General features: G+C 35.1%; 6 protein-coding genes. 5 read left to right on the top strand and 1 reads right to left on the bottom strand.

The genetic code is table 11. The features are described 5' to 3' along the window. Positions 1 to 65: 65 nt before the first annotated feature. The 3 genes from AMD28_RS11730 to AMD28_RS11720 all read left to right on the top strand — a co-directional run bounded on the left by AMD28_RS11730 (position 66) and on the right by AMD28_RS11720 (position 3,419). On the top strand, positions 66 to 1,883 hold the full coding sequence (locus tag AMD28_RS11730) for a TonB-dependent receptor plug domain-containing protein (RefSeq protein ID WP_152975589.1): 1,818 nt from the start codon (positions 66 to 68) through the stop codon (positions 1,881 to 1,883). A gap of 145 nt (positions 1,884 to 2,028) precedes the next feature. Then, positions 2,029 to 2,892, top strand: coding sequence for a cupin-like domain-containing protein (locus tag AMD28_RS11725; RefSeq protein WP_055444287.1), 864 nt, complete (start codon positions 2,029 to 2,031; stop codon positions 2,890 to 2,892). A 32-nt stretch (positions 2,893 to 2,924) separates the two neighbouring features. Then, on the top strand, positions 2,925 to 3,419 hold the full coding sequence (locus AMD28_RS11720; protein WP_055444286.1) for a DUF6646 family protein: 495 nt from the start codon (positions 2,925 to 2,927) through the stop codon (positions 3,417 to 3,419). An 11-nt stretch (positions 3,420 to 3,430) separates the two neighbouring features. On the opposite strand, the gene AMD28_RS11715 is transcribed toward AMD28_RS11720, so the two are convergent. Further along, complete coding sequence (locus tag AMD28_RS11715; RefSeq protein WP_055444285.1) at positions 3,431 to 3,904, bottom strand: regulatory protein RecX; 474 nt, start codon at positions 3,902 to 3,904, stop codon at positions 3,431 to 3,433. 650 nt (positions 3,905 to 4,554) lie between these two features. Here AMD28_RS11715 and AMD28_RS11710 point away from each other — a divergent pair. Both AMD28_RS11710 and AMD28_RS11705 read left to right on the top strand, forming a co-directional pair. Then, positions 4,555 to 11,040 (top strand): GEVED domain-containing protein, encoded by a 6,486-nt coding sequence (locus AMD28_RS11710; RefSeq protein WP_161804636.1) that lies wholly within the window; start codon positions 4,555 to 4,557, stop codon positions 11,038 to 11,040. A gap of 320 nt (positions 11,041 to 11,360) precedes the next feature. Then, on the top strand, positions 11,361 to 17,348 hold the full coding sequence (locus AMD28_RS11705) for a GEVED domain-containing protein (protein WP_055444283.1): 5,988 nt from the start codon (positions 11,361 to 11,363) through the stop codon (positions 17,346 to 17,348). Positions 17,349 to 17,539 lie beyond the last annotated feature (191 nt).

The following is a 17,539-nucleotide window of genomic DNA, read 5'->3' as shown; positions in this document are numbered from 1 at the left end:
GACTACTTTAGTGATCCGGAAAGTTACTAATTTTGCCGCGCTAAAAAACACGAATACCTTTTATTATGAAATTAAACGTTTTATTTATTTTGCTTGCTGTATTTTCTATAAGCCTTCAAGCACAAGAATTAGAAAAAGAACAACAATTAGATTCTGTAGTTATTACCTCCACACGAATCGATTTACCGTTTTCTAAAAACTCCAGAACCATAACCGTTATCACCCAGGAAGACATTAAAAAAAGTGCTACCACTAATGTTGCCGATTTATTACAACAAGTGGCAGGTGTAGATATTAGACGTCGTGGAACAGCAGGTAGCCAAGCAGATTTATACATTCGTGGTGGTGGTTTTGATCAAACGCTACTATTAATAGACGGTATTAAAATGGACGATGCACAAACCGGACATCATACCATGAACATGGCGTTACCAATAGAAGTTATTGAACGTGTAGAAATTATTAAAGGTCCTGCGGCTCGTGTTTTTGGACAAAACGCATTTACAGGAGCAGTTAATATTGTGACCAAAAAGAACATGGGAAATCTGGTGACACTAAATGCACAAACGGGATCTTATAATCAATTAAATGGTGGCGTAACGGTTGGAAGTCAATTAGAAAAATCTTCGCATATTATACATGTTTCTAGAAATACTTCGGATGGATACCGATATAACACCGATTATGATAATCAGAATTATTTTGTAAAAAGCACGTTCAACACAGATAAAGCACCTATAAATTTCATCGCTTCGTTTCAAGAAAGAAAATTTGGTGCCAATGGTTTTTATGCTAGTCCGTCTGCAATTAATCAATACGAAGAAACACAAGCTAGTTTAGTTGCAATTTCTTCCGAAATAAAAAAAGAGAAACTAACCCTGAAGCCAAAATTATACTGGAAACGCAACCAAGACATGTATGTGTATATAAGACAAGATCCTTCTATTTATAGAAATTTACACCAAACCAATAAAGTGGGTGCTGCATTAGATGCTTCCTACAAATCGAATATTGGTATCACAGGTTTTGGTGTAGATGTAGCAAAAGTGTTTTTATCTAGTAATAATTTAGGATCTAGAAATCGTTTTATGACGACTATGTTTTTAGAACATCGTTTTACGTTTGTTGATGATAAATTAGATATAACTCCTGGAGTTGCGGTGAATTATTTTTCCGATTTTAAATTTCATGCCTTTCCTGGTTTAGATGTTGGTTATAAATTAAATGATGCTTTAAAAATCTACGGAAACATTGGTTATACCTACAGAATACCTACGTATACCGATTTATATTATAACAGTCCGAGTGAATTAGGAAACGAGAATTTAGATCCAGAAGAAGCTATTTCCGAAGAATTGGGAATTAAATTTAATACCGGAAACTTCAACCTTTCCTTTGCTGCTTTTAACAGAGACTCTAAAAAATTAATCGATTTTGTAAAAGAAAATGAAACCGATTTATGGCAAGCAACCAATATTAGAGATTTAAACACCAAAGGAATCGAACTTCATGCTTCTTATGGTTTTAAGATTGGTACTTTTAATCAAAAAATTGCAACAGGATATACTTTTTTAGAAGACGATTTAAAAACAGTTTCTTCTAACTTCTCTAGATATTCTATCAATTCTTTAAAACACCATGCAACAGCAAGTTTTCAAACGCAGTTTATAAAAAATATATCACAAAATATTATTTATAAATATGCCGAAAGAACTTCGGGACAAAGCTATGCCGTTGTAGATGCAAGTGTAAATTACAATCTAAAAGCATTTGAAATTTCCATAATTGCAAACAATATTTTTAATACGGAATACACAGAAACTAACTTGGTACCAATGCCAAAAGGGAATTTGTTATTTGGATTAAAATACACTTTTAAGTAAATAGTATTAAAAATAGATAAACAACTAAAGCTATATCCAGAACAAGTAAATTCTAGATATAGCTTTTTTATTAAAACAATCAACGAACGTTTGTTGATTCCATTTACTTTCCTTTTAGTAACTTTGGGCTTTTAAACCCATCATATTGAAACTCCATCTTCAAGACATTCCTAGAGTAAAAACCATTACAAAACAGGAATTTTTAGACCACTACTTTACACCGCAAAAACCTGTGGTGATAGAGCGTTGTATTGAAGATTGGCCTGCTTTTACCAAATGGAATTTAGACTACATGAAACAGGTTGCTGGTGATAAAACGGTGCCGCTGTATGACGACAGACCTGTAAACTACAAAGACGGTTTTAACCAAGCACATGCCACCATGAAAATGAGTGCGTATGTAGATTTATTGAAAAGTGAGCCCACAAAGTACCGAATTTTTCTTTGGAATATTTTAAAGGAAGTACCGCTGCTTCAAAAAGATTTTAGCTTTCCCGATTTTGGTTTAAAACTCATGAAAAGCTTACCAATGCTTTTTTTTGGCGGAAAAGACTCGCATACGTTTATGCATTATGACATTGATTTCGCCAATATTTTTCACTTTCATTTTGAAGGTAAAAAACAATGCATCCTATTTAATCAGGACCAAAATAAATACTTATATAAAATACCCTATTCTTTAATAACCAGAGAAGATATAGATTTCTCTAATCCAGATTTTGAAAAATGGCCAGCACTACAACATGCTAAAGGTTTTACTACCGAATTAAATCATGGCGAAGTTTTATACATGCCAGAAGGCTATTGGCATTATATGAAATATAAAACACCTGGTTTTTCTATGAGTTTACGATCTATTCCTAAAAACCCAAAAAATCTAGCAAAAGCAGTATATAACATTGCTATCATGAGACATTTTGATACTATTATGCGAAAAATAAAAGGACAAAACTGGATTGATTATAAAAACAAGCAAGCAATACTTAATACTAATAAAAAAATTAGCTAATTTTGCTAACGTTTTAATTTAAAAAATTTCAAATGAAAAATATATTTTTATTTATCACTTTATTAAGTGTTAGCTTTTTACATGCACAATCCTTTTCAGGAAATGGAGATAAAAAAGTACAAGTTGGTGCTAATTTTCAAGACAATGCGACGGGTATTTTCGCGAGTTTTGATTATGGTTTAGGCGAAAACATTTCGGTTGGTGTTTCTTCTAGCTATTCTTTAGGAATTAACACAAACTATGTAGGTAAAGCATTCGATGAGCGTTTTGATGTAAAAGCAAGAATAAATGCAAATATTGGAAATGTTATAAACATAGATGATGCCTTCGATTTATATCCTGGTTTACACCTTGGTTTGAAGAATTTTGGTACACACCTTGGCGCTCGTTATTTCTTTACAGACGGTTTTGGAGTTTTCACCGAATTAAATGTTCCTCTTGCGAAATACGATACTGGAAAATTAGATCCTTCAGAAAAGTTACACAACCAATTTTCTGTAAATGCAGGAGTTGTTTTCAACCTGTAACCGCTTTTTTTTTACTTAATCAAAGTATTTACAATATCATAAACTAGCGGACTTTCCCAACCTCGATAGAGCAAGTAATCTGCTAGTTTCTTTTTTTTCTTATAGCTATTCGGTTCTTTAATTGTTTCGGCTTTTTTTTCTGCCAATGCATGAAAAGTTTCTAGGTAGTCGGCGGCATCAATTTCTTTAAGAGCAATATCAATAATTGTTCTACTAATATCCTTTCGTTTAAGCTCTAGCTTTAACCTATTTTTTCCCCATTTTTTAATTCTGAATTTTCCTCGAACAAAAGCCTTAGCAAAGCGCTCTTCGTTTAAAAAATTGTTTTGTATTAAATGCACAACAATAACATCTATGGCATCGGGAATCATGCGCATGTCTTTCAGCTTTGTAACCACTTCCTTATGGCTACGCTCTTGATATGCACAGTAAAACTCTAGTTTTTTTTGTGCTTCATCTAGAGAATAGGTTTTGTGAGTATTCATAAGCCTTTACGTGCATTTATAGTTTCAGCAAATTAATTATTAATTAACCTAAAAGACCAACTAAAAACCTATTTACTTAATATATTTGGATATGCTATTTTTTTAACAAAACGAAAATAAATATTTTATCCTGAATAAAACTACAGGCTTGATATATTAACAGTATTATTCCCTTTTTTAGTTCTAAAGAAAAAACAGCCATAGCAAAACAACATTTGGATGCTATATACACAAGAAATTGGCATTATTAATAATAAAAAAGAAACAAAATCAATAGATATGCTTTTATTTTAGAAATATGTAGACAAATATCTTGATATAAATGCAACAAAAACTAAAAAATAAATTGGATAAAAAAACACAACTAAAACTACGGTTTTCATTAAAATAATAAGCGCAAAAAACTTGTAAGAAAAAACAATTTAAAACTTTAGCACACAAGGTTTTAAACCTTAAAATAAAACTTCATTTATAGTGCTACACACACAAAACAAAGGGCTTCTCGTGGTGTTCAAAAAAAACATAAAAAACCTAAGGTTAACCATTTGATAACAAAAAAATAGCTTTAATCGCTTCGATTTTATACAATTTAATATAAATTGCATACTTGTTTTATGCTTTTTTTTGAAGCATTATTAAGACATTTCCCTATGACTAAAACCTACGCCCTAAACCTACTAGCGTTCCTATGCGCAATTCTGTCCTGTTATTCGCAATGGACTGAAAATTTTGAAAGTCCAACCAGTACCGGCTATGGAACTGGAACTATTACCATAAATGGTCGAGTTTGGACTAGAAGTAATGCTGGAAATTTTGATTATGCCAATACAAGTGCAGGATCTAAAGGATTTACCATAAATGATGATAAATCTAATGCTCATATAACTACTCCTGTTTTAAATACCTGCGGAACAGTTACTTTCGATTATGCCTACATAAATGGAAATTCTTCCAATGTTTTTGAATTACAAACTTCTACAGATGGAACCACTTTTACTACAGTGGACACCAGAACTCTTGGAGCAGCATCAAATCAAAATTACACCAATTACTCTTTCAATATAAATAGCTCTAATACTACAACATATATAAGAATATTAAGCGACAATAAAAATGCGCATCTATTTATTGATAACTTTTCAGTAACTGCTTTTGCTGCTTCTGGCCCAAACATCACCGCAACTCCAGCAAACATTTCAGGTTTAGATTATGTAATAAATAATGGTCCATCTACAGAACAAAGTTTTAATGTAACTGGCACCCTACTTACCGCAGGTATAGATATTATTGCACCAACAAATTTTGAAATTTCAGATACTGCAGCAGGCCCTTATAGTAGTACCGTAAATATTTCTGCTTTAAATGCCAATAGTAGTAATACCATTTATGTAAGACTTAAAACGGGTTTGACTATTGCATCATATTCGGGAACAATTTCCATGACCAATGCAACTTCTGGTGTAACAAGTACACCAACAGTAGCTGTAAGTGGTGAGGTAACAGATATTATTTATTGCGATTCTACCCCATCTTCGAATGACAATAGTGGAATAAGCTCCGTAACCGTTGGCTCTGTAACTTTTCCCGTTACCGATGTTACACAATACACATACACTGGCGCTGTGCCAGATGTAACACAAGGGATAACTACTCCATCTTCCATTACTTTTGAAACTTTATTTACTTACGATACACATATTTGGATTGATCTGAATAATGATGGTGTATTTGATAACACAACAGAAAAAGTCTTTACAGGAGAATCAGCAAATGCTAATCCAACTACATTAACTACGGATTTTAATTTAGGAGCAACTGCAGCTCTTGGGCAACACAAAATGCGTATTGGAACTGCAGATAGTGGACAAGGAACACCCAATTCTTGTTATTCGGGTACTTATGGTGTAACCATTGATTTAGAAGTGAACATTATTGCAGCAACAACAGACACGCAACTTAACTTTACCACTGCTACGTATACTGCCGACGAGTCCGATACTAGCGTAAGTGTTTGCGTAGACATCATCAACCCTAGTGCTACAGCTACAACCGCAAATATTGTAATGACTTCTACAACCACTACACATATTAGTTCTTATACACAAGCCATTAGTTTTCCTGCAAATAGCTCAGCACAACAATGTGTAAATATTCCTATTACAAACAATACTATTTGTGGAGACGATGCCACATATACCTTTGAAATTCAAAATGTTTCTGGAGGTTCTAACGCTAGTGTTGGTAATATTTATGAAACTACACTAAGCATCAATGATAATGATGCAGTAAACGCAACAATTATAGATGAAAACTTTTCTGCTTTCGGAAATTTCACAGAAGTAAGTGAAACAGGGCCATTAACATGGAGTGTTTCTGGAGGATATGCTCAAATTAATGGATATGGTAGTGGTTCTGGCCAAAGAGATTGGTTAATTTATAATAGTGCCATCAATTTTGACAATCTTAGTAATGCAAGCTTAGTCATTGACTATCAAGAACAATACTCTGGAAACAATGTAGAAGTATTTTATTCCACAAACTTCAATGGTACTTTTTCAGCTGCAAATACAGGTAGCGCAACATGGACAAGTTTAGGGGAATTAGAGGAACTTTCTTCTAGTGGTTCATGGGGTATTGATACAAAAACTATTGATTTATCAGGAATAAGTGGTTCTTCCGTTTATATAGGTTTACTTTACACATCTGCCTCAACTAGCAACGCTGAAAGTTGGAGAATTGATAATGTAGAATTAACAGCTATCGAATGTTCAATTCCTGCTCCAGAAATCAACATCCTAGGAAACGCAACAGATATACCAGACGGCAACACAGCAATAGACACTGCAGATGACACCGATTTTGGAGATGTATTAATTTCAAGTGGTGCACAAGTCCATACTTTTACTATAGAAAACACGGGAGATTTAGTTTTAAATATTTCTAGTATCGTTTCCAATTTAGGAGATTTCACCATAGGGACTTTCCCTGCTACAATTGCTGCAAATTCTAGCACCACATTTACAGTTTCCTTCGATCCTTCCACCGTTGGAACACAAACAGCAACCATAACCATCACAAGTGATGATGCCAACGAAAGTACATACAACTTCAACGTAGAAGGAAATGGTACCGATATACCAAGTATTGTATTAAGTTCTTCCAATCCTGCAGTGACCGCTACCAATATTCAAGCGGATGCAAATGTGACGAATACGGTTATTTATGCCTTTGCTTTAGCAGTAACTAATTATCAAGCAGAATTAACCGCTTTTAATTTTACAACTTCAGGAACCGCTTTAACTTCAGATATTACAAATTTTGAAGCGTATTACTCTACAGATAACACTTTTAACGCAGGTACAGATACCAGTTTAGGAAATATAACTACAGCTTTAGCTGCTGGAACACATAGCTTTTCTGGTTTTTCACAAACAATTTCTAACGGAAGCACTGGTTATATTTTTATAACCGCCGACATTCCTTGTGGTGCTACAAACGGAAACACCATACTAGTAGAAGCAATAACACCAACAGACTTTTCTTTTACCAGTGGTTCAGCAACAGGAACAGCCTATACTAGTGGTACACATAGCATAACAGAAGTAACCCCTAATAACGTAACCGCTTTAGCAACTACAAACTGTGAAAACGGTAGTGTAGGGCTTTCATGGACAGGCGTAACAGGTTGTTTAGATAATTATGTAGTAGTAGCTTCTACAACTACAGAAACAGCACCAACAGGAAATAGCTTTACTGCTAATACCGTGTATGGCTCTGGTACTGCTTATGGTAACGGATATGTTGTTTATCAAGGTACTACAACTTCTACCAGCATTACAGGCTTAACAAACGGCACACAATATTACTACACAGTCTTTACAAAAAACGGGGATTCCTGGAGTACAGGAGTAAATGTAGATTGCACACCAACTTTAGCGTATTGTGATCCTGGATCATGGTCTAGTAGTGATTCTGAAATAGAAGGCGTTGTACTAACAGGTGAAAATAATGCAATAAATAATATTACTTCCAATATTTGTACAAATACCGTACAAGACAATACTGCAATGACTGCAGATTTATATGATGGAGGTTCTTATACACTTACGGTTGAATTTGGTGATTGTAATGGTGGTAACCTATATTATGGAGCTGGTGCGGTTTGGATAGATTGGAACCAAGATGGTGACTTTGATGATGCAGATGAACAAATTGGAACTTATGATATTCAAGGTGGAGGAGCAAATGAATTTCATGCATTTACTATAAATGTACCCTCTGGACAAGCACTAGGTAATTATAGAATGCGTATTGTACAAGATGAATACGGCACCGAGGTATTAATAGATCCTTGTACTAGTCCTGGTTATGGAACCATTGCAGATTACACAGTAGAAGTAATCCCTTCTTGTACGCCAACACATACATTTACTTCTATGCTACCAACAACGGGGCCTGAAGAAACAGAGATCACAGTAACAGGAACAGGATTTACAACAAGTACTACAGCTAATTTTGGTGGTGTAACTGCCACAGTAGATTTTATAGATGCAAGCACTTTAATTGTCCACGTACCTGCTGGTGCCGCAACAAGCAATCTTACCCTTACGGAAGCAGGTTGTAGACTCCATGCAGATATATTTACAATCCTGGAAGCTGGAGGAACTTGTTATGGACCTACCAATTTTACCGATTTAATAATATCAGAAGTGTATGATTCCGAGGCTAATAATGTTTGGTATATGGAATTATATAATCCTACAGAAAACCCTATTGATTTAAGCACCTATGCTATTGAAAGATATTCTGAAGAAGCAAATGGTGGAACAGGTGGTATTACAAGAACAATTGCTTTATCCGGAACACTTGCACCACACGCGGTATATACTATGAATTTAGGAACTAGCAGTTCCACTTGTACAGGTATTGCTTATGATGTGATAGATAATGGAGGCGGAATTAATGCATCAGACAGCATGTACCTTACCAATAACGGTGCAATTATAGACGCTGTAGATGCACCTGCTGAAGATGGATATTCTATTTTAAGAGATCCTACGGCTACAGGACCAACTGCAACGTATAATGCGGGAGATTGGACAACCGCTACTTCAGAAAGTTGTGATGATTTAGGAATCTTTTCATCTGCAGCAATAACCAATGCTCCTTTAGTTTCTTCCATTACAAATACAAGCGATTGTGCCGTTTTAGATTTTTCTGTAACGGCAACCGAAGGCGATACAGATACCCTTGGCGATTTAACCTACCAATGGTATTATCACAATGCTGTTAATGATTCTTGGATAGCAGTTACAAACACATCTCCTGCAGGATATACTATCTTAGGAGAAGATGGTGATAATTTATTAATTGGAGGAGATACGAATCCTTTAAGTAATTTATTCAACTACCAATTTTATTGTGAAGTAACAGAAGCAGGTACCTGTGTAAATATTTCAAATGCGGAAATCACAAAAGCCAGCGCTACCACATGGAACGGAACAACCTGGTCTAATAATGCACCAAACCTAAATACCCTAGCAATAATTGATGGGGATTATGACACGAGTATAAACGGAAGCTTTAGCGCTTGTAGTCTTCTTATTAACGCTGGAAAAACATTAGTAGTAACTAAAAACGAATATGCAGAGATATACTTTGAAGTTACCAACTACGGTACATTTAACATATTAGACAGTGGTTCCCTAGTTCAAATAGATGATAATGCTGTAAACTCGGGTAATATTAGCATGCAACGTACTACTTCTATTCGTAAAATGGATTATGTATACTGGTCTTCCCCTATTTCTGGTTTTAACACTAATAACATATCTCCTGCATCACCAACGAGTAGAATCTACAGCTGGAATCCTACCGTAATTAATGGTAATAGTAGCCAAGGTAACTGGATTTCTGCTGCAAACACGACCATGACACCTGGTGTTGGTTATATTGTTAGAGGACCAAATACCTTTAACTCATCTACAGCCACAGGTTTTACAGCAACCTTTAATAATGGTATTCCTTTAAACGGAGAACATAACGTTACCATATCTAGAGGCGCTAATCCTACTGGTTATAATGTTAAAGACGATAATTGGAATTTATTGGGTAATCCGTATCCATCGGCTATTAGTGCAATAGATTTTCTTAACTTAAACACAAACGTAGAAGGAGCTGTAAATATCTGGACACATGGTACGCTACCTAGCACTACAATTACAGATCCTTTTTATTATGATTTTGCTGCTAATTATGACGAAAACGACTACCTAACTTATAACCTTTCAGGACCATCTACTGGACCGGGTACTTTTAATGGTCAAATTGGCGCAGCACAAGGTTTTATGGTAAATATGGTAGATGGAGCAGCTGCTTCAGAAACGGTTATTTTTAATAATTCATTACGTAATATTACCTTAAATAATTCTGAATTTTACCGAACTGCCAATACAGAAAAAAACAGAATCTGGTTAGATCTTGTTCCAGAAGGACAACCAGCAAGAAGAATTTTAGTCGGTTATATAGAAAATGCAACCATGCAAGTAGACCGACTGTATGATGCACAATCGGAATTAGATAGCAATAAAAACTTCTATTCGGTAATAGATAATGAAGCCTATAAAATACAAGGTCGTGCATTGCCATTTGTAGATACCGATGTAATTCCTTTAGGAATAAAAGCTACCAGCGCTTCTAATTACAGTATTGCTCTTTTTGCCGTAGATGGTTTATTTGAAACAGAAGAACAAAACATTTACTTAAAAGATAATGCCTTAGGGTATATACATAATTTAAAAAATGCACCGTATACTTTCTCGCTAGATGCAGGAGTAATTAATAATAGATTTGAAATTGTATTTCACAACAACCCTTTAAGTATAGACGAAAACCAATACCATAACAGTTTCACGCTAATAGAACAACCAGATGGTAATGTACTATTTAGCACAGGAAATGATTTACAAATTAAAAACGTAAAAATCTATGATGTTTTAGGTCGCTTGTTGTACAACTTAAACGGAAATAGCAGCACAGAAATCTATAATCTAGATCATTTAAGCCAAGCTGCCTATGTAGCCAAAGTAACTTTATCTAATAATATGGTGCTTACTAAAAAAGCGGTAAAAAAATAACACCCTACAAAACATTTCTTTTTTTAACAAAAGGCTTAACCTCATGGTTGAGCCTTTTGTTTTTTATACACCCAAACAGCATAAAAAACGGTAAGTAATTACAAACATGCTAATTACCTTTATTTCTTAAAATTTTAAATAAAAAAATATTCATTTTTTACAATTCATCGATTGAATATGTTTTTCAAAGATTATTTACACTAAAGCGCTAAAAACGAAGTAATTTGGTAACATACTTATGCTTTTCATTTTTAAGCATTACTGTATATTTGTATGTCAATTTTTTTTTATTAAAAAGTTAGCATTAATTAATTATCCCTATGAAAAAGAATTATTTACTTTTATTAATAGCATTTTTATGCAGCATTGTGTTTGGTTTTGGGCAGACAACCGTCACTTATGATTTTTCTGCTTCAGGAGCAGTTACTGGTTTAAATGAAGCCTCTCCAGGAATTACTCTAGATGCAAATATAGGTTTTGGGTCTTTTAAAAACAGTGGCACATCTAATCCGGCTTTAAATGGTGGTCAACTAAGGTTATATCAAAATGCAACTAAAGGTGGTTCAATTATAATATACGCTTCTAATGGCGCTACTATTACAAAAGTTGTTGTTAATGCCTCGGGCACAACTGGACCTGCTGGATATACAGTAGATGGTACTTTTGTTGCAAATTTTAGTGCTTCAAACACGTATACCATGAGTGGTTTAAACGCAACATCTGATGTTGAATTTTATCAGAAAGATAGTAGTTCTGGTAATAGAATTTATGTAGATGATATTGAAGTTACTTACACAATGCCAAGTGTAGGCCCAACAATATCAGTATCGCCAGCAACACTAACGGGTTTAGATTATGAAGTAGGTAGTGGTCCTTCAGGAGTGCAAACATATCAAATTAGCGGTAGTAATTTAACTCCAGCAAACGGATTAATTACAGTAAGTCTCCCTACTCCTTCTATAAATTCTAATTTTTTAATTTCAAACGATGGCCTTAATTTTTCAACTACTTCATTATATTATCCTTATGTAGGTGGAACCCTTCCTTCCTTTACAATATCTGTAATGCTAAAACCTGGTTTACCGGTTGGTACTTATGGATTAAATATTTCACACTCTGGTGGTGGAGCAACAACACAAAACCTAGCAGTAAGTGGCGAAGTTACAGCTGTTTATGTTGGACCTTGTGGAGAATTAGATTTTACAGGTGCTGGAAATTCAGGATCATATTCAACTAATACATGGACAGATACTGGTGTTTCTTGGACTGGTACAGATTCAAGAGGTGATCAAGATTTAAATGGAGCTGAAGCGATTATGCTGCGAAATGGATCTTTAACAAATAATGCCCCAATACCAGGAGGAATGGGAACCATTACTTTTGATTATGCACGAATTTATAGTGGTAATTCAACATTGAAAGTGTTTGTTAATGGCACCCAATATGGGAGTGATATTTCTGTAACTTCTACCTCAAGCACAACATTCACTTCCACAGTAAACCTAGGTGGAAACATTTCTTTAGAATTAGAAAATTCTGGAAATAGAACTCTAATTAATAACTTATCTTGGACTTGTTATACCGCAACGCCATGCTCAGGCACACCAACTCCAGGTAATACCGTTTCTTCTGAAACTTCTGTTTTAACTGGTGGTACAACTAATTTATCGTTACAAAATGTAACAGCAGGTTCCGGAGTTACTTACCAATGGCAAAGTTCTACAACTAGTGCAAGTACTGGTTTTACTAATATTACTGGTGCAACAAATGCAACCTATACAGCAACTGTAAACACAAAAACATGGTACCGTTGTGTGGTTACTTGTAGTGGTAATGATGGTACATCTACAGCTGTAGCAGTAGACGTTACCTATGCATCACCAAATAATGGTTTGCAGTTAAAAGCATGTATTGCAAATACACAAGTTTCTTTAAGTTGGAATGCATCTTCTACAGCAGGCGTAACAGGCTATATTGTTTTTGCACAGCCTAATGCAACCATTCCACAAATGGCAGCTGCTTCTGCAGGAAATGCTTCTACTTACATTGCAAATACAGATTATAGTGCAGCAACAACCTACACCACTTTAGGAAAAGCAGTCTATAAAGGTGCTGGAACTACAGCTACCATAACTGGTTTAACCAATGCTTCGCAATACACTTTTAAAGTAGTTGCTTACACTGGTGAAACAGGAACAGGTTGGGCTTCTGCTATTAATAATACATCCGCAGCTTCCTCTTATACACAAACCTATACAATTGATGTACCAGAAGTTAGCAATTTAGCTGCGAGCATTAATCCTACCACCTCTACTGTTTCATGGAATGTAGTGCCAGATTCTGCAGGATGTTACGAATATATGGTTGTTGCAAATGCAGGTCCAGTTACTTTAACACCAACAGGAAATGGTTCGGCGTATACCGCAAATTCTGTATATGCAGGAGCTAATTCGGTTGTTTATAAAGGAACAGGAAACACAATTACTATTACAGGCTTAACAGATGCGGTTGAATATTGTTATACCGTTTTTGTAAGAGAGGTAAATAGCGGCAATCAATGGAGTGATGGTATTTCGGTTTGCCAGACTACAGGTGTTGATTATTGTACCGCTTCAGGAGGCACAAATAACTCCATGATTAAAAATGTTACTTTTAACACCATTAATCAATCTTCTACCTCTAACGCTGGTTACACCAATTATACCGCGGTTTCAACAAATGTTAACATTGGAGATACGCATAATTTAAGTGTAACAGTAAATACGAATGGTAATTATACTTCTTATGTAATAGCATGGATAGATTGGAACAGAGATGGCGATTTTAATGATAGTGGTGAAGCGTATGAATTAGGTACGGTTACAAATGACGCTAATGGCACTTCATCAGCATCCCCATTTTCAATTACAGTACCAACGGGTGCTGCATTAGGAAATGTAAGAATGAGAGTTTCCGCAAATTCTCAAAATAGTATTAGTGACTACGCTACATCTTGCGAATCATTTACCTTCGGGGAAGTGGAAGATTATACAGTTAATGTAACACAGCCTACTAATGCAGAAATTAATGTAAAGGGAGGAACTATTTCTATCGCGAATGGTTTTGATGCGCCTTACGGATTAAACAATACGTTATTTGCTAGTACACCTTTAAACACCGATTCTGTTGAAAAAGAATTTACCATAGAAAATATTGGGTTAGCAAATTTATTTTTAACAGGTTCGCCTATTATTGAATTAGAAGGCACAAACCCAACAGATTTTATTGTAACGCAACAGGCAACATCACCAGTTGTAAATGGAATAAACACCACTTTTAGAATTAAATTCCATCCAACCATTGCAGGTACAAGAACTGCAAAAGTGAGAATTGAAAGTAATGATGCTGATGAAAATCCATATCTGTTTACTATTGAAGGTAATGGTAATTGTTCCACTGCTCCAACTGTTGCTGCTTTTCCAACATCTGGTCCAGCAAACACTTTAGTCACTTTAACATCTGCAACAAGTAATCTTACAGGTGCGACTGTTACATTTAATAATATAGTAGTTCCTACCATTTCAAATACAACAGACACCATAGAAGTATTCATTCCTTCGGATGCTAATGATGGTAATTTTGTGATTGAACTAGCAACAGGATGTAGCGCAACACAATTTTTTGATGTTATTGATACAGACCTTACAGCATGTGATACCGGAGTTGGTGGCGGTGATGCATCCGATTTAGTTATCTACGAAGTGTATGACGAAAATGGTGGATCTGGCGGTGTGATAACTATTTATAACAACACAGGAGCCGCTGTAAATTTAACTGGCTATAAAATTCAAAGAGCTGGAGATTATGGAGGTAGTTATGCTACTTATGCAAATCTCAGCGGCACCCTTGCTGCAAATGCAGTAGCACTTGTTTCTGTAACTAGTTCTTCCTGTGGATACACTACTACAGGACATGGAAGTTTAGGTAACGCAGGTTTTAATGCAAATGATGGCTTTAGATTAATGAATGGTACTACACTTATTGATGATGTACATGCACCAAATTATGTAGGTTATTATTTAAAAAGAAAGAATACTAATTTTTATCCAAATACCACTTATGATGCTACCGAATGGACGGCTCAAAGTTTAGCCGAAGATGAATGCCTAGCAGGAGTTGGTTCTGTACCTCTTGTAAAGATTCCACCTGTAGTGACAACACATCCACAATATATAGAAAATTGCGCAATAACAGGTACATCGTTAAACGTTACAGGATCTGAAGGTGTTTCGGGAGGTTTAACACTTGCTTATCAATGGTTCGTTTTAGGAACTTCTGGCAACTGGACAGCAGTTTCTAATGGAGGAATTTATTCTGGTGCCACAACCGCAACATTAGATATTTCTGATATTTCAGGTTTAGATGATTATCAATATTATTGTCAAATTAGAGAAAACACAGGCACTTGCTACGCTGCAAGTGAAGCGGTAAAAGTAAGTGTCAACAAAGCAGAATGGGATGGAACACAGTGGCTAGATGGCATTACTCCAGACATGGACACCATCACAATAATTAATGGAAATTATAACACAACAACAAATGGTAGTTTTAGCGCTTGCCAATTATTTATAAATGCTGGAAACCAATTAGTCGTTACAGATGGGCATTATGTAGAAGTTATTAATAATGTGGATGTATACGGTAATGGCACAGGTTTAGACGGTGTTCTAGTAGAAGACAAAGGTAGTTTTGTACAACGTGATGGCGCAAACGCCGGAACATACACACTCCATACCGATGCAGTAACACAAGTAAATAAACGTACCGCTCCTTTAAATAATTATTACGAATATACCTATTGGAGTTCTCCTGTTGTGGGTGAAACTATTGGAAACGGTTTACTAGAAGCACATCCTACAAGACGTTACTGGTATAACGGTCAAAATTATTTAGATCAAACTGCTGAAACAAATAACAACAACGGAACCATTGCTGGTCAAGATGATATTGACGACAATGGTAACGATTGGCAATCTACTAGCAATAGCGATATTATGCTACCAGGTATTGGTTATGCTGCAATGCACAATCAAACAGGTTTTGGTATGCCAGGTGCAAACTATGAATATACTTTTGAAGGTGCTTTACATACAGGCGACTATACTGTGCCTATTTATAGAAATGATTTAGAGTCCAATGACAATAACTGGAATTTTATAGGAAACCCATATGCTTCTGCAATTGATGCGGATGTTTTTCTTGCTGCAAACACTATTATAGACACCAATGTTTCGGAAACAACAACTGGAGTAACCGATGGCGCTATCTTTTTATGGTCACAAGATTCACCGTATACCGATACTAATAATGGAAATCAGGTTTTAAATTTTGCGCAAAGTGATTATGCGGTTATTAACGGAACAGGACAAACTTCTGGTGGAGATGGAATTACACCAACTAGACATATTCCTTCTGGACAAGGATTCTTTATTTCCTTATCGGATGCAGCAACGACCACAACGGTTTCTGGAGATATAAAAACTGCAGATGTTATTTTTAATAATAGCATGCGTGTTACTGGAAATAACAATCAGTTTTTTAGAACGGAAAACAATAATTCTCATGAAAAAATATGGGTCAATCTAACTTCGGATAACGGTGTGTTTAACCAAGTTTTAATCGGTTATGTACCTGGAGCAACGAATGCCTATGATGGTATGTATTATGATGCACCAAAGAACTTATCGGCAGGTTCGCATTCTATTCTATATTCAATTATTGATGCTACAAATGGTAAAGATAAATTAGCCATTCAAGGAAAGTCTCCGGAAAGTTTACATCTAGAGGAAGTTATTCCGTTAGGATTTAAAACAAGTATTAATGAAGCAACCATATATACCTTTAGTATAACGCAATTGGAAGGTGAATTTTTAACAAACAACACCATTTATGTACATGATAAATTAATGCATGTAATTCATGATTTAAGCGCTTCTAACTATACTTTCACTTCGGAAACTGGAGAACACAACGACCGTTTTGAAATTGTTTTTCAAGACACTACACTTTCTATAGACGAAAATCAATTAAGCAACGCTCTTACCATGATAGAACAACCAGATGGTACGGTGAAGTTTAGCACTTCTAATGCTTTACAAATTAAAAATGTAAAAGTATATGATGTATTGGGTAGATTACTATATAACCTAAACGGAAACAGTAGTACAGAAATCTATACTTTAGATAAACTAAGCCAAGCGGCTTATGTTGCTAAAGTCACTTTATCTAATGATGTAGTGATTACTAAAAAGGCTATTAAAAGAAACTAAAACGTATTACTTTCTATACCTTAGTTACATGTAGTTGAAATAACAAAAAGCTTTTCTATAAAAGAAAGGCTTTTTTGCGTTAAGGATGGAAATGGCATCCTTTTTATGTTATGAATATGTGTTTTAATAGGTAGTGTAGTTGCTGTTTTGTTTTATGCTTATCCTACTCCAGAAAACATAAAAAGATATAA

The organism is Lacinutrix himadriensis, from assembly GCF_001418105.1.
GTDB classification, from domain to species: Bacteria; Bacteroidota; Bacteroidia; order Flavobacteriales; family Flavobacteriaceae; genus Oceanihabitans; species Oceanihabitans himadriense.
Note: the sequence above shows the minus strand (reverse complement) of the source record. Positions and strands in the feature narration are given on the sequence as shown.

What these genes read in the sequence shown, in the direction of transcription:
- AMD28_RS11730 (WP_152975589.1), top strand. Translation starts at nt 66, where the DNA reads ATGAAATTAAACGTTTTATTTATTTTGCTTGCTGTATTTTCTATAAGC.
- AMD28_RS11720 (WP_055444286.1), top strand. Translation starts at nt 2,925, where the DNA reads ATGAAAAATATATTTTTATTTATCACTTTATTAAGTGTTAGCTTTTTA.
- AMD28_RS11715 (WP_055444285.1), bottom strand. Translation starts at nt 3,904, where the DNA reads ATGAATACTCACAAAACCTATTCTCTAGATGAAGCACAAAAAAAACTA.
- AMD28_RS11710 (WP_161804636.1), top strand. Translation starts at nt 4,555, where the DNA reads ATGACTAAAACCTACGCCCTAAACCTACTAGCGTTCCTATGCGCAATT.
- AMD28_RS11705 (WP_055444283.1), top strand. Translation starts at nt 11,361, where the DNA reads ATGAAAAAGAATTATTTACTTTTATTAATAGCATTTTTATGCAGCATT.